Genomic DNA, 19,647 nt, shown 5'->3' with positions numbered 1-19,647 from the left:
AGTCGGCTTTTGCCCAGCTTAAGGCTATTAGCGGTGCGTAACTTCGGTTAATAAGTCAATGACCATTTTTATCACTTCTATTTTAAAAGCTTACTATAAATTTAAAAGCTCACTGTAAACGTTAAAGCAACCTGCTTGTTTTTAATCATCGACTATTTGGTTTAATTGCTATGCTATCATCTTGTCTAAAAAAATTACTCGATTTTACCAACTGGCACACGGTTTCACACACTACCAAATTGGCGTCGTTAAAGTTTAGAGCAAAGTTTCAAGATGAGGCGACGGCAAATTTAGCGAGTTTAGTTATCAACTCAAGTCATCAAAAAAGCGCAAAGTTTAGTGGCTACTTGTCACTCAGCTGCTTGGCGGTAATGGGTACTATAGCAACCTCAGCTGCCCATGCTGATAGTGTTTTAGGGGTGGAATTATCCCCTGCCATTTGCAAGCTCAACCCCTACGTGGGTAATCTTCGCCAATGTATCGAAGGCAATCCGATGACGGTGAATTTTTATCGAGTGGCGAACCAGTCTTGTAGTAATAGTCGCTACAGCATGTCGCCACTGCAAGAAAATCTTACCTCAAAAGTCATTCCAGACGGTAATATTCGCAAAAATATTTGGCAGCAGTATGGTCGCTGCAGTGGTCTAAGTACCGCTAATTATTTTCGCACCATTACCTCGCTTGCCAGTCAATTAAAACTTCCAAAAGAACTCAGTAGCGGTCGCAGTTATCGATTTGCGTCCAGTGGCTTGAGCCGTCAATTGTTATCTTTAAACCCTGGCATGAAGCCAAACTCGTTTAATTTTTTCTGTCAAAAAAATAGTGCAGGTCAATCTGTACTGACCTATATTAACGTGTGCTACGACAACAACGGACGTTTTGCCCAATGTGCCACACGCTCTTATACCTGTCCCAGTCAATTTTTGATTGATGGTAATTATTGAGAAATGGCAGTATCAATTTTTGCTTAGGTTTAAGCGTTTTTTATATTGTTCTTTGCCTCACTTCAACCCATAATTGTCAAGCTCACCCGACAATTGACCCCATAAATTTATGGTCTTTGATGGTGACAAGTGATAAACTAGGCAGGCTTTTTTAGACAACTTTTTCTGCTTTTTTCACTGCCTTGCTTTTGCAAAGGATCTTGTACTTATCATAATAGGAGCTTTCAATGAAACAGCCTGTTCGTGTTGCGGTGACTGGTGCTGCTGGTCAAATCAGTTATTCATTATTATTTCGTATCGCATCGGGTGATATGTTAGGTAAAGACCAACCTGTCATTTTACAATTATTAGAAATCACGCCAGCCTTAGAAGCCTTAAAAGGTGTGGTAATGGAACTTGAAGATTGTGCATTCCCATTGCTAGCGGGCGTCGTACAAACTGATGACGCTAACGTTGCGTTCAAAGATGCGGACTATGCCCTACTGGTGGGTGCCCGTCCTCGTGGACCAGGCATGGAACGTAAAGATTTGCTAGAAGCCAACGCCGCCATCTTCTCTGCACAAGGTAAAGCGTTAAATGACAACGCTAGCCGTACTGTCAAAGTATTGGTTGTGGGTAACCCAGCCAACACCAATGCCTTAATCGCACAGCGCAATGCCCCAGACCTAGACCCACGTAACTTTACAGCGATGACACGTCTTGACCACAACCGTGGTATGGCGCAATTGGCAGAAGAAACTGAAACTACTGTGAATGACATCAAAAAAATGATCATTTGGGGTAACCACTCTTCAACCCAGTACCCAGATTTGACTTTCACTACGGTAAAAGGTCAACCTGCCCTAGAGCAAGTACAACGTGATTGGTACGAAGGTACTTATATTCCTAACGTACAACAACGTGGCGCTGCCATCATTAAAGCACGTGGTGCCTCATCAGCGGCATCTGCTGCAAACGCTGCCATTGCGCACATTCGTTCATGGGCCCTAGGCACCGATGAGAATGATTGGGTGTCTATGGGTGTTTACTCAAACGGTGAATATGGTATCCAAAAAGGTCTTATCTATTCATTCCCATGTACTTGCCAAAATGGCGATTGGAAAATCGTTGAAGGGCTAGACGTTTCATCGGCTTTCTCACAAGAAAAAATGAAAGCCACTGAAACTGAATTGGCTGAAGAGCGTGATGCGGTAAGCCACTTACTTCCTAACTAATTAGGTTAGAATATTTTAACCGAAAAAAACCAGTCTCATTAGGCTGGTTTTTTTACATGAAATAACCACACTATACAATCAAATCACATTTTTTTTACCCAATTTTGGCTACAATGGTCTGACAGTAGAAATAACCCATGGCGCTTTTTTGACAATTTTTAAATAAAAATAGTGCTAAAAAATAATGACATTACAATAACCATTAATACTTTTTAGAGTACTAGGAGAACCACAATGATGACAGATGGCGAAAGAAACATTAATATGTTGTTTGAGCAAATGGGTATGGATGGCGATGATGCCGCGGTTGAACAATTTATTCAAGAAAATCAATTGCCTCAATCACTCGAGCTGAGCGATGCGCCTTTTTGGAGTGACAGCCAACGTAAATTTTTAAAAGATGAATACCGCGCAGATGCAGGTTGGATTGAAATCATCGATGAGCTCAATACCCGTCTACACAAAGATGCCATGGATGCACAAAAACTGACCAAATAAGTCATTTTATTACTGTCAAAGGTATTTTCTAAATATATTAAAAACTAACTAAAAAACCCAATATATATTAAAAACTAACTAAAAAACCCAATCACTGATTGGGTTTTTTACATTGTTAAAACAAGTGGTCAAAATAATTACGAAGCCAATTTTTGTAAATGGGCAATACGGTCATCAAGGGAAGGGTGGCTGGCAAATAACTGCGCAAAACTAAAGCCCCCTTTACCTTCATTAATGGCAAAGGCTTTCATGCCTTGTGGCATATAGTCGGGATGCTGGCTGGCAGGTTTTAACGCTTCTAAGGCAGCAATCATGTTGTATTTACCTGCCAAACGCGCGCCTGCTTCATCAGCACGGTATTCACGATAACGAGAGAACCACATGACCACTGCTTGCGCGGCAATACCAAACACAATATCTAATACCATACTGGTAATGTAATAGCCCATGCCAGGTGAATTGCTGTCATTTTTAAATACCGCCTGATCTACAAATAAACCCACAATACGCGCAAAGAACATCACAAAGCTGTTAACCACCCCTTGAACAAGCGCTAAGGTCACCATATCACCATTGGCAACGTGACCAATTTCATGGGCAAGTACCGCTTCGACTTCTTCTTGGTTCATCGATTGTAGTAGACCAGTCGATACCGCAACCAAAGCTTTGTTTTTATTCCAACCTGTCGCAAAGGCATTGGGTGACGGATTATCAAAGATACCCACTTCTGGCATATCAATATTGACGTTTTGCGCCAAACGGCGAACCGTTTCGACCAGCCAAACTTCCAACTGGGTAGCAGGCTGTTCAATAACTTGCGTACCTGTAGAGCGTTTTGCCAACCATTTTGACATCAACAGCGATACAAAAGACCCTATCATACCGTAGATAAAACACATCACCAACAGGCTAGTCGTGCCTGTGCCGCCCAAATTGAACCCTAGCATTGGCGCGATGACGTTCATGACGATACCAAACACCACCATTACTGCTAGGTTAGTTAAAAGAAATAAGCCAATTCGTAACATGACGGTTTCCTAAAGACAATCAAACGATTAAATATACTTATCAACACTGAGTCGACTATGATATTTAGTATAATAGCGTTTAATGCAACAAATTAAAGGGAAAAGTGGCATAAATTTGTAACATAAAAAAAGCCAGTATTAGACTGGCTTTGGGCTTATAGACATGGTTGTTAGCGGACAATCGTATAAGAGTTTGCGGAATTGTAGCTAACATTTTGAAAGCCATTGCTGCTAGTGCTAGAGCGCAGATTGGGGTCATTGCGATATAAGTTGTTGTAGCGGCTTAACACACGTTGTACGTAGTCACGGGTTTCACGAAATGGGGGAATACCCCCGTATTTACTGACGTTGCCTTCACCGGCATTATAGCTCGCTATCACATGCTGAATATTACCAAAACGGTTTTGTAAAAATTTCAAATACTTTGCCGCGCCTTCGATGTTCTCGGAAGGGTTCCAAGCGTTATACACACCAAACCGTCTAGCTGTCGCAGGCATTAATTGCATTAACCCCTGCGCCCCAACAGGTGAGCGTGCGTTGGGATTAAAACCTGATTCAGTATGCATCATGGCTTTCATCAATGCAGGGTCAACCCCATGACGCAGCGCAGAAGCCACAATCATGCTATCGTAGCTATTCTTGTTGCCACGTGCACTGGCAGCTACTGCAGCTTCATTGGCGCCCCAATTGCTATAACTATGCACATTGGTATCCGCGTAATAAGTCACTTTGACTTTTTTGGTAAAATTTTGGAAATTATTTCCTGCAGGGCGGTTGTTGCTGACTACATTGGTCAACAGCACCTGACCATTGCTATCTTTAAACACATACATATTGCCAGCGTTCGCTGCATCCATACTTGCCAAACCACCCAATGACAATAGGGAAGCCGATAGCAAATAGGCTAGGCGAGGTTTCTTTGCAAACAATACCATAAATATACCTATGTAAAATTTTTGACAATATTTCAGAATTAGAGATTAGCGTAATGCTTTAAAACGACATAAAAAGATAAAATTCGTTATGTTTCAATGACATTTGATAACAATATTATAAAATAATTGGCATGAAATATACCATAAATCTGTCAAAAACTGGTTAAAGTTTACAAAAAATCAGATAAGGGGAAATAAGGGAATAAATTGCCAAGAAACTTATCAAGCTGTTTAGTGGGATGCTACGGATTAGAAAGACAAGGGTTCAAAATTTTTAGCCATAAAAATTATCAGATTTTCAAGCCTTAAATCTTAAAAAAAAAGTAAAATTTTTTGCTTGCACTTTGCAAAAAATTATAACTCTATGATTTATATAACTAAAATAATTGGTTAAAAAATAACCAATTTAGAGATAACCTATAGTGATATGCGGTTTATTGTTGTCAAGTCAGAAGTTATCCACATGGTTATCCACATAAATTGGGGAAAATAACCTAAATGTTTGATATTGATAAAAAATAAACTCAAATAACCCCCAAAATAACTGAAAAAAATCTGATAGCGTAATGGGCGACATGACAAAAGAATGACAAATTGACGAATATATTTTTAAGATTTAAGCAACTTATGGTCAATAAGCGCAGTTTATCGGGCTTTACGGTCATTTATTCAGTCAAAAAAAACCTGCACCAACTTAAATTTTGATACAGGTCTGATGGTGTCAATGGTTAAAAAACTATGTTTCGTTGGCGGTATCCAATGGTTGCTGCTGTAGTAGTTGTTCAAATGGCTCAAGTACTGGCGCAAGCAGTTTGGTTTGGGCTTGCGACAACACTTCCTCAGGGGCGATACCAAACTCACCCAACAACTGCTTAAGCTTATCCACCGACATCATGGCAGTCAGTTTGGTTTGACCCGTTTCATCATAGCTGAGGTCTTCAATCACTTCTAACTTATGCAGTTCGTGTTGCAATTGTCCAAAATTGGCCGGTAAGGTTAATTCAAACCGCTGTAATTGACCTACCAATAGCTGCTGCACGGCAAGGGTAAGTTGCTCGATACCTAACCCCTCATGGGCAGAGACATACACCCGATTGGGATTGGCTTTATCACTATAACCGATGTGCGGCGGCTCACCTGTGAGATCAATTTTATTAAACACATTTAGCACGGGCACTTGATTATCAATTTCCGCTAACACAGATTGTACCGCAGCGATTTGCTCATGCATGTCTTCACGGTGACTATCAATGACATGCAGCAATAAATCTGCTTCTAAGGTTTCTTCTAACGTGGCATGGAAGGCTTCCACTAGCTCATGCGGCAAATGACGAACAAAACCGACCGTGTCGACAAGTACCACCTTACCGACGCCCGACCATGACACACTCCGTAGCGTCGGATCAAGCGTCGCAAATAGCTGATTGGCGGCATAGATGTTTTCATGGGTCAGGGTATTAAATAAGGTTGATTTACCCGCATTGGTATAACCTACCAATGAAATTGTCGGTACCGAGGATTTTTGGCGTTTGGCACGACCTTGCGCGCGGGTTTGTTTGACCTTATCAAGCTTAGCTTTGAGCTGCCCGACACGCACTTGTAACAAGCGTCTATCGGTTTCAAGCTGGGTTTCACCTGGACCGCGCAGACCAATACCGCCTTTTTGGCGTTCCAAGTGCGTCCAGCCGCGTACCAAGCGAGTCGCTAAGTGATTAAGCTGGGCAAGTTCAACTTGCAGTTTACCTTCATAGGTTCGCGCACGCTGGGCAAAAATATCCAAAATAAGACCCGTTCTATCAAGCACACGGCACTGCACCAAGCGCTCAATATTGCGTTCCTGCGATGGGGTCAAACTGTGGTTAAAAATGACAATATCTGCCTCATATTGTTTGACAAGTTCCCCAATTTCTTCAGCTTTGCCCGTACCCACAAAGTATTTGGCGTCAGGCTTAGACCGCGTACCTGTGACCAAGGCTTGTTTTTGTGCCCCTGCCGAATCCACCAGCAATTCAAATTCTTCCAAATCGTCTGGGTCATTGAGATGGGTAATATTTAAATGGACTAAGATGGCTTTTTCACCACCTTCATAACGCTCAAAATACTCCAATGATTTATCCTTTCGTTGTGAGTGTAAAAATGTGTCTATATCTAAATATATTATCTAAGTCTATTAAGTTAAACATTCGCTTAAATAGTCGATAGCGGCGTTAGAAAAGCGCTAGACACGATAGATGGATTATGTATATCAATATAAGGTTTTTTTGCAGAACTTTTAGTCAAATTTACAATTAGTAACTTAAAACGGGGATAAAGGCGCAGGTTTGGTCATGGTTTTGCCATGAAAACGTCATTGAAACGACATTGGTGTCACGCATACTGACCTTATGCAGACTGACTGACCATCCAATCAGATGATGGCGACTTTGTAGCTTTGAGAATGAGTCAATGACAAGCTAAGGCATTTTTCGCTCAGCGGCTGGCTAATGCCATAGCAAAAACTACCATAGGTAACAGTAAGATGACTGATTTTGTAGAACAAACTAATTTTGTAGAACAAAATAACGGCGCCAAATTATACGAAGATATCGCCACTTATCCTGTTGATAGTCTTTTTAATACCCAGTTGATTGCGCAGTTGCTGGCACATAATTTTACTGATATGGCTGTGGTAGAGACGCTAGTACCGCTGGTGAAGCCAACGCTTAGCCGCCCAAGTACCCGCCAACGCCCGTTATTTAATTCAGTGATTATTAACGTGAGTGAGGATAAGTTTTCGCTACAAACCGAGCAGCATTTACTCAATGCCCAGCGCCTACGCACTTTGACCTTTACCCAAGCATTTTCAGTAAGTTTTGCGGGATTTCACCCAAGCTCAGAGCAGCCGCTAGATCGGGATGATTTTGATAATTATTGCACCCATGTGGTGGTGTATGACGAAACCAAACAAGATAGCTTTGGGCAGCCACTCGCGGTGGCAACCACCCGCTTACTCGATAAAAACGGCGCGATAAAAGCTGGGCAGTTTTATAGCGAGCATGAGTTTAGACTGGGTCGCTTGCTCGATGATTACCCGTATAATGTGCTAGAAATCGGTCGTACCTGTGTACATCCAGATTACCGCGGTATTACCACGATTAATCATTTGTGGGAATCCATCGCGGCAGTCGCCAAAGCTTACAATGTCAATGCGTTTATGGGCTGTGCCTCAGTTCCGATGGAAGAGGGCAACGTGCAAAACTGGTTAGATTATCAGCTTGATAGCACCAAACTAGATGTCAAAGTGACCCGTAAATTGCCAGAAGACAAATTATCTGCTATCGACTTGGCGCAAGTGGCTGATGTGGACTTGGCGAATCCGCAAAATTTTGCCTTGCCAGCGCTGTTAAAAATGTACGTCAAAATGGGCTGTAGTCTTGGCGCAGCGGCTTGTTATGATCCTGAGTTTGACTGTGCCGATGTGTTTGTTTGGTTGCCGTTTGAACAAGTCAAACCGCGCTATCAGCACTATTTGCACTAACTTGTTTATTGAAAAAGGCAAAGGTGATAATCTTAACCAAGATAAACCGGGTTTGGTCACTGTTATTGAGTGATTGATACTTAGTTATTATTACTCGGTTATTGTTACTTAGGGATTGGTATTGGGTTATTGCTAAAACTCAAACAGACGCAGTAAGCCGTGTGACCAATAATTTGCTATACTATATCCACAATTTTTCACTCACATATTTACCTTATGCAAAAATCTAACCGTAAAACCGCGCCATCGGCGCTGACGATCAGCAGCCTACTTAGCGAAACAGCAAAACAACTGCGACAACCTGCTACCTATAGTAAAAAGAATTTGGCGACCCAGTGGCAACGCAGCAAACGCGTTGTAAATTTAATGGCAGCGATTCAAACAGGGGTTGGCTATGCGTGGCATATTAGCCACACATCAAATCCCGATAATCAGCAAATCATCCAACTGATTCAAAAATTCTGTAAAAAATCGCTCAAATCGTTAGGCATTGAGGTGACTGCACTTGAGCCAATACCGACGCATCACGCGTTGTGGGCGAGCAACCATATCTCTTGGCTAGATATCCCTGTGGTGGGTAGTATTGTACCGACCTTCTTTTTGTCCAAAGCCGAAATCGCGAATTGGCCGGTGATTGGCTGGATGGCGACCACCGCCCACACTTTATTTATCCAGCGCGGTTCGGGTGATACCAGCAAAATCAGTGAGCAGATGAGTGAGTTTTTATCACAAGGCTCACCCGTGGTTTTCTTCCCAGAAGCGACCACCACAGACGGTACAGCGATTAAACGTATATATGGCAACTTGTTACAGTCTGCGATGGATAGCCAAGTGCTTATTCAACCGATTGTGATTTGCTATGTCAATCAAGATGGCGAACTTGATCAAAACATTCCGTATTATGGCGATATAGGCTTGATAGATAGCGTCAAACGTGTCCTTGATAACCGCCCTGCCAAAGCCTATGTGTTGCCGTTACCAGCCATTGACCCTGCGGGTAAAACTCGAAACGAAATTACCGCTATCTTGCAGCACTCCATGGTGGATGGACTGGCGCGTTTGCACCAACAAGTACTTCACGCTAAAAAACCTTAATCGTTAAGGTTATTGTTAACTGTAAAAGCCAAGCTGTCATCGCCTTGGCTTTTTTTATGTGAATGTCATAGACGCTCACTAAAATTTTTCAGTCTCATTGTATTGTAATAAAATGTAAAAATTTCATCAAATCTGTTATCATATGTCCAACAAAACGTTATATGACAATCACTTGCGATTGAATAGTCGCTACAGCGGTTGAACCGTTAACCTACATAAATTACCCATGCGCGACGCTTAATCAAATCGTCACTGGACAACGTTTGTTATCTATTTGAGCACGGTTATTTTTATACGATTATTTTTGCACCATTATTTTTACACTTTGCCCGCCACAATGACAAGTGAGTTTAATACCGGTTAAATGAGTGCAAGCTTGTGGTTATTTTGTCCCGTAAATTTTTTCATTAACCCCTAAATTTTTTCACTAACCCTCTAAATTTGTTTACTAAAAAGGTTCTTGATATGCGTACCGATATGTTCCAACAAATCTTAAATGACCTAAACAGTTCTTCAGCGGATGTAGAAGCCTCTGCGTTGATTTCAACCGATGGTTTGATGATTGCGTCAGCCTTACCAGCGGGCATTGATGAAGACCGTGTCGGTGCGATGTCAGCCGCGCTACTATCGCTCGGTGACCGTGCAGGTCGAGAACTAGCGCGTGGCAGTATCGAGCGCGTCATGGTGCAAGGCGAAAAAGGCTATGTGATTATGTCTGCATCGGGTACAGAAGCGGTATTGACCATTTTGACCAAACCAAATGCCAAATTGGGTCTGGTGTTCTTGGATATGAAGCGTGCGGCTGAAGCCTTATCAAAACTTATCTAAAACTTACAAAGAGCTTAACTTTGTCAGCCAATCACTAATATTAGCAACCATGACTCAATCAAAAATTTATAAGGAGAGGTAATGAAATCTGTACAATTACCCGATATGGACCAACCGGTTGGCGATGCCACAGCGCATCGTCTGACTTACTCAGATGGCTTAAGTCGTGTCGTTTATACCACCGAAAACGAGCTACCTTACCCAGATGGCAAACTTATCGTTTCACGCGTGGATTTAGATGGCATTATCACCCACGCTAATGACGCCTTTGTGGATATCAGTGGCTATAGCCGTGATGAATTAATTGGCGCGCCGCATCATATTTTGCGACATCCACAAATGCCAAAAGCCGCCTTTAAAGACTTGTGGCAAACAGTCGAAGCGGGCAAAAAATGGCATGGCTATGTCAAAAACTTGTGCAAAGATGGTAGCTACTACTGGGTGTATGCGACAGCTGTGCCCAATATCCGCCATGGCGAAACGGTTGGCTATACCTCGGTACGACGCAAACCATCACGCAGCAAAATCGCGCAAGCTGAAGCACTGTATCGCAAAATGCTAGAGGAGCAAGCCTAATGACAATTAATTTACTCATTGCGCCTGACTTCGCGCCTGAGCGTTTTGCAGGGTGGCATATGCTCAATACACTGCTACAAAAAAAATCCGGCATTCACATTCACTTACTGACACCCGCGTCTGCGCATGAACAAAACGACTTAATCCAAGCGCAAAACGTGGATATTATCTATGCCAATCCCTTTGATGCAGCGACAATGATTCGGGAGCAGGGTTATCGCGCGGTGGCGCGTCCACTGGGCAAATCTGATGAAATGGTGATTGCTGCAAAAGCCGATAGCGGCATTGTAGCACTTGATGATTTAAAAGCAGGCTGCACCATTGCCATGGCAGACAACCGTGATGTCAAACTGATTGGGCTTCGTCTGCTAGAAGCCGTGGATTTGTTAGAAACGGACATTACTTGGAAAGTTACCGAGACTTACCAAGCCGCTGCGCGCAATTTGATTAAAGGCGAAGCCGATGCGGCATTCTTTTTATCAGAAGTTTATCATAGCTTGTCACGCTTGACTTTATCGCAGATGCAGGTATTGATTGAAAGTGATTTGAGCGATATCAGCCATGTGCTACTGGTTAAAGAGAGTTTTGCCGACAGTCAGCCATTTATCGATGCCTTATTAAGCTTAAAAGACACCGCAGAGGGTGAACAAGTCTTACAAGAACTGGGGATGAGTGACGGTTTTGAGCCGATGACCCAAGAAGACGGCGAGTTCATGATTGATTTAATGGATACCTTATTGGATTAATCAGTCAAGCTTGTCATCTTGCCCAACAGCGCAATTCATGTTTAGATGGAGTTGCGCTTTTTTTATGCTGAAGCATTTTGATTGCAATCGGTTTTAATAGTATAGTAGGGGATAAATGCGGCAGTTTTTCACAGCGCTAGTCATTAATACCTCACCCGTGTCACATAACTTTTTATATAATTAGGCTAATTTTTTGAGGAATCAGCATGTATTCATTGTCGAATCGTAATCGTAGAAAATTTCAAAAACATTGGCTTAGTTTTCGTCTCTATAGTCGACAAGTGATTGACCAACCGATGAACATGGATATCCACACCAGTCGCATCATGGCAGCGATGGAGCTTGATGAAAAAGAGCCGTTGCAAGGTGCGTTAGCCGATATGTTTTATGGTTGTTGGTTTGACGTGCCCTATTTTGGTGACCGTATGCTCAACCAAGTCAGAGAAAAACTAACGCCAACGCTGCTGCAAGGGTTTGACCAATGCGTCAATCATGGTGAGTATGTGTTTAGAGTTAGCAATCTTGCCACGCGCTGGAGCGTATTGGTATCACCTTCAATAGTCACTTATCAACACCAGCTGCGTGTATCTAGCGATGACTCAAAAGTAGTGGCACAAACGACGATTGCTGCGTTATTAGATATCATGGAAGACGACGACGACCCTGAAGACCAAGCCGAGCAAATTGCCGAAATCGAAGAAGAATTCTTTAACCATTGTCTTGTTTGTCATGACCGATTGGCATTTAGTATGGTTTGGTGGGAAATGTCAAAAAACAAATGGGATTTTAATGACAAATGGCTTGAGACCAAAGAATATTTTGCCAAGCAAGCCGCTTAACCTTAACCGAATCGATAATTTAGCAGCCCAACCAATGAATGAGCTTTTGCATTTACCAACCCTATCATAAAACATTACTTTTGCCGTCTATAAAATTTAAGGAAAACACCATGCCAGAACAAAACGACACCTATGTAATTTTAACGCCTGCCGGGGTATTGCATGGTTTTTCAAGCGCCAATCCCTCAGAGCAGCAACTAGCCTTGCAAGCGGTGCTCGCACCTGAACAAAGTATGACGGCACGGGAATGGGGTGAGCGTTATAGTGACACTTGGCTAGATATGTTTATCGAAGAAGGTTGGATTGAGACCATTGAAAAGCGGGTGGTCGCTCCGCACGTGCAGTTGGATAACTTTTTAAAATATGTAGCAGCGAGTCTATCAGGTAGTCGCCGAGTCGCAATTGCATCAGATGAAGGCTTTTGTCTAGCAAAAATGGGCTTTAGTCAGCAAGAAGCAGATACGCTATCGGTAGCCGCCGCCGATTTTTATGGCTTTTTAGAACGCCAACAGCAGCGCGGTTGGGCGGTACATGGCTATGGGGTGTCATTTTTTACCAGTATTGATATGTTGATGCCCAATACCAGTATTGTGTTTTTATGGATTAATAAAACGGGCTATTTCTTGATTATCGAAGATGAGCCGCTCATCAATAACCGCGCTTTTGTGGAATTGGTGTGGGGTATTAAAGCGACGGGCGAACGTTTTGAGCAGCGTGCAAGACTGGCAGAACAATCAGACGCTAAACAAGGTGATGCGGCAGACGATGATACCCAAACGGTTAATTGATAGATTGTAAAAAATAACACCGCTGAGAGTTAATCAGCGGTTTTTTTATTGTCAGGGTTTTTTATTGAAAACTTCCATTCAGCTTCATGTCAGCTTAGTGTGATACCTTTACTGTCTTTGGGCGTCACTCTAAAAATCTGCACTTTAAACAGTATGTTTTGACCTGCCAATGGATGGTTAAAATCCACTTTGATGGCGTCTTCAGTGACGTCACTGACCACACCCACCAGCGTGGTTTTGCCTTTATCTTCAAATTCCATCATGGTACCGACTTCAGGCAAATTGCCCGTCACGGCAAACTGCGCATGACTAAAAGTCTGTACGTTGTCAGGGTTCCATTCACCAAACGCTTCTTCAGGCGATAGCGATGCGGTGCGCGTGTCACCCGCTGTCAAGTTGATAAGTACCTTCTCAAACCCTTCAAGCAGACTGCCATCACCCACCACCAAGCGAACAGGTTCGCCACGCTCAAAGGTTGAGTCGATGACAGTGCCATTTTCTAAGCTGACCTCAAAATGCAAATCAACGGTTGAGTCTTGAGTGATGCGGGTTTGTTCATTTGGCGTAATAATGTCATGATTCATGCGGTTGTTCATCCATCTAAAAATTTAAGGGGTTTTACGTTTGGATTCTAATAAAAACGCATCGATTAAAATCAACGCAACGCCAATATTAATCGCCACATCAGCGATATTAAAAATCGGGAAATGCCAAGCATCGCCATAGTGCACATGCAAGAAGTCAATCACATAGCCCAGACGTACCCGATCAATCAAATTGCCCAAAGCGCCCGCCATCACCAATGACAAACCCAAAGCCAATAATTTGGCTTGTTGGGGTATTTTACGTAGATACGCCATGATGCCAAGGGAAACAGCCAGTGCCAGTCCGCTAAACAGCCATTTTTGCCAGCCGCCTTTATCTGCCAAAAAACTAAACGCCGCGCCATGGTTGTGGGCAAGGGTAAAGTTAAAAATCGGCTCAATAATCGCCGTGGTTTGGTACAGTTGGTAGTTGTGCTCAAAGTACAACTTGGTGAGTTGGTCGATAATTATTGCCAAAACCGCAATACCATACCACATCATGGCTTTATTGCCATTGATGGGTAGGGTAGTGGATGAATGAGTGGCAGCAGTCGTTGCCTGGGTGTTAGGCATAATGACGCACCTCGCCTTGACCTTCGACGTTCTCGACGCAGCGACCACAGATTTCTGGATGGGCAGGATTGATGCCGATATCCTCGCGAATGTGCCAACAGCGGATACATTTTTCACCCGTGGCAGGCTTGACCACTACCGCAACTTGGCTGTCTTCATCGGTATAGGTCACATCGCTTGGTTGGTTGGTTAATGCCGCTACATTAGCTTGGCTTGAAATCAACACAAATTTGAGTTCATCGCCTAATCGATTGAGTGACGCCATGGTAGTATCTGGTGCATACACGGTGACATTAGCCGATAAATTGGCGTTAATCACTTTATCGGTGCGCGCAATTTCATAAGCTTTGTTGACGGTTTCTTTGACATTCAAAATCGCTTGCCAATCCGATTCGCTCACGTCATCTAATACCACTGGCGGGAATTCATACCATTCCTCGGTAAAGATGTAGCCATTGCTTGTATGCGGACCTTTTAAGATTTCCCACGCTTCTTGTGCGGTAAACGACAAAATCGGTGCAATCCAGCGCAGTAACGCATGGGCAATATGATAAATCGCAGTTTGTGCTGAACGGCGCGCTTCACCATTGGCTTTGGTGGTGTATTGACGGTCTTTAATGATGTCTAAATAAAAACCGCCCAAATCTTGTGAACAAAAACCCACCACCGCTTGACACACTTGGTGAAAATCCATGTTGGTATAAGATTGGCGAATATCAGCTTGTACCGCCTCAGCGCGTTTTAAAATATACTTGTCAAGGCTGACCAAATTGCTAGCATCCACCATGTCGGTCGCTGGGTCAAAGTCGTCTGTATTCGCCAGTAAAAAACGAATGGTGTTACGAATACGGCGATACATATCGGTAGTGCGCGCAAAGCCTTCAGTCGATACTGCCATCTCGTAACGGTAGTCACTTGAGCCGACCCATAGACGCACGATATCAATACCATATTTATTGGCAAGTTCTTGCGGCTCAAAGCCTTTGGTATTGCCTTTGGATTTTGATAGTTTATAGCCCTTGGCATCTACGGTAAACCCGTGCGTCAACACTTGCTTGTACGGTGGACGACCATAAATCGCTTCACTCACCAAAAGCGACGACTGGAACCAACCCCGATGTTGGTCAGAGCCTTCAAGGTATAAATCCGCAGGATTGGCTAAGTCAGGACGATTGGCGAGCACGGCAAAATTGGTTGACCCTGAGTCAAACCACACGTCTAGCGTATCGGTCGATTTTTGATACGCTTTAGCATCATCCCCGATAAAGTCTTCAGCCGCGGCATCAAACCATGCTTCCACACCACCTTGCTCAATCACTTGCGCGACTTTTTCCATCAGCTCAGCCGTATTTGGGTGCAAATTGCCCGTGTCTTTGTGGATGAAAAAGGCAATCGGCACGCCCCAAGTACGTTGGCGGCTGATACACCAATCTGGGCGACCATGCATCATCGATTCGATGCGATTTTGTCCCCAACTTGGCGTCCATACCACCTTTGGAATATCGGTCAACGCCTGCTCACGTAGACCTTGGCTTTCCATGTTGATAAACCATTGGGGCGTTGAACGGAAAATAATCGGCGTTTTGTGTCGCCAGCAATGCGGATAGCTGTGAGTAATCACGTCATGCTTAAGCAAATGGTCACTGGCTTTGAGCGTTTCGATAATTTTTGGTTGCGCTTTATAAATATGCTCGCCGACAAAAACTTTGGCTTCAGGCAAATACACGCCGTTACCTGCGACTGGGTTTTCGGTGGGCAAGTGAAATTTTTGACCGACCATATAGTCATCGACACCGTGCGCAGGCGCAGTGTGTACCAAACCCGTACCGCTATCCGCTGTCACGTGGTCGCCTGTGATAATCGGCACTTGGCGCTCGGCAATCAGTGGATGCTGGGCTTTAAGTACGGTTAACGCATCGCCTTTCACGGTCGCCAACACACTGTATTCTTTGGCGTTAAACACACTCATTAAATGCGGAACTAAATTATAAGCGACAATCAAATGGCTGATTTTCGCCTGTGGCTTTTCGCCTGCCATGTGATAAAACAAGCGCTCGCCTAAACCGTTGTCAGCAGTTTTGTGATAAGTTGCGCCAATTTTTTCTAACGCTTTAGCCGAACGCTGATTATCGGGGGCAACATGAAACCAAATTGTTTCTCGCTGCGGTTGGGCGTGACTTAGCATCGCCGATTTAATTTCAGCATTGGCCCCTGATCCCCAATACTCACGGGTCAAAAAGGTGTAGCCAATGGCAATCGAATTTTCTGCAACATTATCATCATAAAAACGGGTCGTGCCGATAATGTTATTGGTTTTTTTATCGACAATCGCAAAGGCTTTTTGTTCAAGGGCTTTTTTGAAATACGGCTCAAATACGGCAGGTTCGTGGCGTTTTTCCGGTAACGATTCCCAAATCAAAGGGTCAGATGCACTTGCCTGTAAAGCGGTTTTATCGTCTTTGGTTAAACGGCGAAGTAAATAATTAGGCGTGTCAAGCGTGGTAGGAATAGCAAATGCTTGTTTATTAAACGTGACTTTTACCACTGAGTACTCTAGCTCAGAGCTTGCGGTAATCGCCTGATTGGCAGGCAACGTCCAAGGCGTGGTGGTCCAAATCACCGCCTGCAAAGCGCCATCAATCGCTTTAGTCGCTGCTAATGCTTCACGGTTGACGATATCAAAACCGACATAAATCGCATCGGATTTTTTATCTTCATATTCCACTTCCGCTTCTGCGAGCGCCGAACCGCAGTCTAGACACCAATTCACCGGCTTCATACCACGAGTGATATGCCCGTTTTTGTAGATTTCTGCCAATGCACGGACGGTATCAGCTTCTTGCTTGAAGTTCATGGTCAGATAAGGATTTTCCCAGTCACCCAATACACCCAAGCGTTTAAAGTCGACCATTTGCAGGTCAATTTGACTTTTGGCATAGTCACGGCAAGCGCCGCGAAACTCGGTTGACGTCACGATAGCACCGTTTTTACTTTTGTCTTTATGGGGTTGACCCACTTTACCGACAATGCCTTCTACTTTTTGCTCAATCGGCAGCCCATGACAATCCCAACCCGGTACATACGGCGCGTCATAACCGTCAAGCGTCTTGTATTTGACAATCATGTCTTTAAGCACTTTATTTACCACGTGACCCAAGTGAATCTGACCGTTGGCATAGGGAGGGCCATCATGCAATACATACTTTTCACGACCTTGACGCGCGCGACGAATTTGGGCATACACATCGTCGGCAAACCATTGTTCTAGCCATTTAGGTTCGCGTTTGGCAAGGTCGCCACGCATGGGAAATACGGTATCGGCAAGGTTTAGGGTGTCTTTATAGTCGATTGACTGATTGTCAGTGTTGTCGGTCATGTAACTCTCGGTATTCTATAAAAAGTGCAAAAGGTAAAAAATTGATAACAGGGTATTATATGTTAAAATTGGCAGATTGACAAAGCGTGGTTTGGCTTATCTCATGCTTGATTTTGGTAAGTTTGTCACAAAAAAATCTCACTCACCAAAATAGCTATAAACGCTAAAGATAGTTGAAAACGCTAAAAATAGTTGAGGAAGGATACAATTTTCCACCAGCGTACAAAGATTAAAGCATTTACAGTCAATGCCAAATGGCAACGCAGGGTATAAGGAAGTATAGGCAAGTTGTTTTTGCCCCTGCCGAACCAGAGAATTGGGCTAGCTTGGTTGCGCCTAGTATGTTGCTTAGGAGTAGCAGGGTGGAGGCTGACACGCTAAAGTCATTAAGGGATTGATTTTGCAAAGGCTTGCTGCTCGCGCCAGTCAAGTAAATCCACCACGTCTTGGGCAATGCCTTGTTTTAATGCGTCAAGCCCAGCATAATTTTTTTCCCCATGTAAAAAATGCAAAAACGTCACCGTCAGTTCTTTGCCGTACAAATCCCCATCAAACTTCGGAAAATTGACTTCCAGTCGCCATTCTACCCCATACTTATTTTTTAGCGCAGGGCGAGTACCCACATTGCAAGCGCCAAACAAACTGCCTTTGGTAAGTCCTTGCACGCCAGTTTGAGTATTTTTCCCCAGTGTTGATAAATCTGTGCCATCGGTAGCGGTCACCGACACCGCAAAAATCCCATGCAGGGCAGGCTTGATGCGGTTTAGCGCAATATTGGCGGTGGGAAAATCAAGTGTGCGGCCAATTTTATCGCCATGTTCCACCATGCCAGTAATCGCATAATCTCGCCCTAGCAGATGCTTTGCCGTTGCCAAGTCCCCTTGTTGCAAACAGTCTCGAATGCGGGTTGAGCTGACGCGCTCATCTTGATGCGCATGGTCGGTCACGGTATGCAAAATTTGCACAGGCAAGCCAAACGCACGCAAAAACTCACTATCGCCAGTGCGGTCATGCCCAAAGCGAAAATCATCCCCCAATACCAAACGCTTCACGTTTAACTTGACCAACATTTTGGCAAAATCGTGAGCCGATAAATTCCGAAAGTCATTATCAAAATTTGCCACAATCAAGCTATCTATACTGTGTTCAGCAATCAATTGGGTTTTTTCTGCCAAATTGGTGAGCCTTGCAGGGGCGGTTTGCGGGCTAAAAAACTCACGCGGCTGTGGTTCAAATATCATCACCATGCTAGCAAGTTGCTGAGATTTTGCCAAAGATTTGGCTTTATCCAGCATCGCTTGGTGACCCAAATGCACACCATCAAAATTACCAATCGTCAGTACTGAATCAGGTAATAGGGTTGGATTTTTTAGCCAGTCAGATAAGTCAATCACGTTCATGAGCATCGCAAACTATCAATTTTATGAAATCGCTTATTATAAAGTAAAAATGTTGTTAACATACGCGCTAATAAGATTTTTCGGCAAATTTTAGCCGCATTTTTTAGTTCAATTTTGGAGTCGCTATGTCTGCAGCGCATCATAACCTTAGTATTCGCCTAGCTACGATTGATGATTTACCGCGCATCGTTGAAATTTATAACCAAAGTATCGCAGGTAAGCAAGCCACGGCAGATTTACAGTCTGTGAGTGTGGCAGATAGGCAAGCGTGGTTTGACGCTCATACAGGCAATCGTCCGTTAGTGGTTGCCCAAACTAGCTCCGAAACTAGCTCCGAAACTAGCTTAGGTGAAATCGTCGGTTGGGGTAGTTTGTCTGATTTATATGCGCGTCCTGCCTATCATATCAGTACTGAAATCAGTATCTATGTGGCAGAGGAAGCCAAGGGGCAAGGCGTGGGCAAGGCGTTGGTCAATTATTTAATCCAAGTGGCGCCAAGTTGTGGCGTGCAGCAAGTGGTTGCGCTGATTTTTGCCCATAATACACCGAGCCTTGCGATGTTTGATAGGCTAGGATTTGAGACATGGGGCAAGTTTAAGCAAGTTTGTGATATGAACGGATTTATTGCTGATGTGGTGATTTTGGGAAAAAGTGTAGATTAGATAAAAAAAGGCTCAATCTGAGCCTTGTTTGTGTTAGACAGTTA

18 protein-coding genes are annotated in these 19,647 nt (G+C 43.6%); 11 read left to right on the top strand and 7 right to left on the bottom strand.

Features of this window, described 5'->3' with window-relative positions; all coding sequences use genetic code 11:
- Window positions 1-170 precede the first annotated feature (170 nt).
- The 3 genes from RTJ53_RS10200 to RTJ53_RS10190 all read left to right on the top strand — a co-directional run bounded on the left by RTJ53_RS10200 (window position 171) and on the right by RTJ53_RS10190 (window position 2,656).
- Window positions 171-944, top strand: coding sequence for a T2 family ribonuclease (locus RTJ53_RS10200; RefSeq protein WP_312276859.1), 774 nt, complete (start codon window positions 171-173; stop codon window positions 942-944).
- Window positions 945-1,171: 227 nt separating this feature from the next.
- The gene (locus RTJ53_RS10195) at window positions 1,172-2,158 is read left to right on the top strand and encodes a malate dehydrogenase (protein WP_135889116.1); all 987 of its coding nucleotides are present in this window, start codon (window positions 1,172-1,174) and stop codon (window positions 2,156-2,158) included.
- A gap of 234 nt (window positions 2,159-2,392) precedes the next feature.
- Window positions 2,393-2,656, top strand: a complete 264-nt coding sequence (locus tag RTJ53_RS10190) for a DUF2789 family protein (protein ID WP_135889117.1) — start codon at window positions 2,393-2,395, stop codon at window positions 2,654-2,656.
- Window positions 2,657-2,793: 137 nt separating this feature from the next.
- On the opposite strand, the gene htpX is transcribed toward RTJ53_RS10190, so the two are convergent.
- From htpX to hflX, 3 genes are all read right to left on the bottom strand, one after another.
- Window positions 2,794-3,684, bottom strand: a complete 891-nt coding sequence (gene htpX, locus RTJ53_RS10185; protein WP_312276858.1) for a protease HtpX — start codon at window positions 3,682-3,684, stop codon at window positions 2,794-2,796.
- A 170-nt stretch (window positions 3,685-3,854) separates the two neighbouring features.
- Window positions 3,855-4,619, bottom strand: coding sequence for a lytic transglycosylase domain-containing protein (locus RTJ53_RS10180; RefSeq protein ID WP_312276857.1), 765 nt, complete (start codon window positions 4,617-4,619; stop codon window positions 3,855-3,857).
- 736 nt (window positions 4,620-5,355) lie between these two features.
- Window positions 5,356-6,726 carry a ribosome rescue GTPase HflX gene (gene hflX / locus RTJ53_RS10175; protein ID WP_312276856.1) on the bottom strand — a complete coding sequence of 457 codons (1,371 nt, stop codon included), beginning with the start codon at window positions 6,724-6,726 and terminating at the stop codon, window positions 5,356-5,358.
- 411 nt (window positions 6,727-7,137) lie between these two features.
- On the opposite strand from hflX, the gene RTJ53_RS10170 reads away from it, so the two are divergent.
- The 7 genes from RTJ53_RS10170 (at window position 7,138) to RTJ53_RS10140 (ending at window position 13,008) form a co-directional block, all read left to right on the top strand.
- Window positions 7,138-8,136 (top strand): GNAT family N-acetyltransferase, encoded by a 999-nt coding sequence (locus tag RTJ53_RS10170; RefSeq protein WP_312276855.1) that lies wholly within the window; start codon window positions 7,138-7,140, stop codon window positions 8,134-8,136.
- Between the two features lie 216 nt (window positions 8,137-8,352).
- Window positions 8,353-9,231: a lysophospholipid acyltransferase family protein gene (locus RTJ53_RS10165; RefSeq protein WP_312276854.1), complete on the top strand. Its 879-nt coding sequence runs from the start codon at window positions 8,353-8,355 to the stop codon at window positions 9,229-9,231.
- A 465-nt stretch (window positions 9,232-9,696) separates the two neighbouring features.
- Window positions 9,697-10,059: a roadblock/LC7 domain-containing protein gene (locus RTJ53_RS10160; RefSeq protein WP_007117205.1), complete on the top strand. Its 363-nt coding sequence runs from the start codon at window positions 9,697-9,699 to the stop codon at window positions 10,057-10,059.
- A gap of 81 nt (window positions 10,060-10,140) precedes the next feature.
- Window positions 10,141-10,635 (top strand): PAS domain-containing protein, encoded by a 495-nt coding sequence (locus RTJ53_RS10155; RefSeq protein ID WP_312276853.1) that lies wholly within the window; start codon window positions 10,141-10,143, stop codon window positions 10,633-10,635.
- Window positions 10,635-11,381: a phosphate/phosphite/phosphonate ABC transporter substrate-binding protein gene (locus RTJ53_RS10150; protein ID WP_312276852.1), complete on the top strand. Its 747-nt coding sequence runs from the start codon at window positions 10,635-10,637 to the stop codon at window positions 11,379-11,381. Before RTJ53_RS10155 ends, RTJ53_RS10150 begins: the two co-directional genes overlap by 1 nt.
- A gap of 206 nt (window positions 11,382-11,587) precedes the next feature.
- The gene (locus RTJ53_RS10145) at window positions 11,588-12,220 is read left to right on the top strand and encodes a hypothetical protein (protein WP_312276851.1); all 633 of its coding nucleotides are present in this window, start codon (window positions 11,588-11,590) and stop codon (window positions 12,218-12,220) included.
- Window positions 12,221-12,330: 110 nt separating this feature from the next.
- Entirely contained in the window at window positions 12,331-13,008 is a 678-nt protein-coding gene (locus RTJ53_RS10140; RefSeq protein ID WP_312276850.1) for a hypothetical protein, read from the top strand.
- An 89-nt stretch (window positions 13,009-13,097) separates the two neighbouring features.
- Here the strand turns inward: RTJ53_RS10140 and fkpB are convergent, their stop codons facing one another.
- From fkpB to ribF, 4 genes are all read right to left on the bottom strand, one after another.
- Entirely contained in the window at window positions 13,098-13,592 is a 495-nt protein-coding gene (fkpB, locus tag RTJ53_RS10135; protein WP_095355898.1) for an FKBP-type peptidyl-prolyl cis-trans isomerase, read from the bottom strand.
- Window positions 13,593-13,616: 24 nt separating this feature from the next.
- Window positions 13,617-14,165: a signal peptidase II gene (lspA, locus tag RTJ53_RS10130; protein ID WP_312276849.1), complete on the bottom strand. Its 549-nt coding sequence runs from the start codon at window positions 14,163-14,165 to the stop codon at window positions 13,617-13,619.
- Window positions 14,158-17,469 (bottom strand): isoleucine--tRNA ligase, N-acetyltransferase domain-containing, encoded by a 3,312-nt coding sequence (gene ileS, locus RTJ53_RS10125; protein ID WP_312276862.1) that lies wholly within the window; start codon window positions 17,467-17,469, stop codon window positions 14,158-14,160. Before ileS ends, lspA begins: the two co-directional genes overlap by 8 nt.
- 458 nt (window positions 17,470-17,927) lie before the next feature.
- Window positions 17,928-18,941, bottom strand: coding sequence for a riboflavin biosynthesis protein RibF (gene ribF, locus RTJ53_RS10120; protein WP_312276848.1), 1,014 nt, complete (start codon window positions 18,939-18,941; stop codon window positions 17,928-17,930).
- 125 nt (window positions 18,942-19,066) lie between these two features.
- Here ribF and RTJ53_RS10115 point away from each other — a divergent pair, with 125 nt between their 5' ends.
- The gene (locus tag RTJ53_RS10115) at window positions 19,067-19,603 is read left to right on the top strand and encodes a GNAT family N-acetyltransferase (RefSeq protein ID WP_312276847.1); all 537 of its coding nucleotides are present in this window, start codon (window positions 19,067-19,069) and stop codon (window positions 19,601-19,603) included.
- Window positions 19,604-19,647 lie beyond the last annotated feature (44 nt).

This window comes from Moraxella sp. CTOTU46711 (assembly GCF_031975715.1).
Classification (GTDB): Bacteria; Pseudomonadota; Gammaproteobacteria; order Pseudomonadales; family Moraxellaceae; genus Faucicola.
Note: the sequence above shows the minus strand (reverse complement) of the source record. Positions and strands in the feature narration are given on the sequence as shown.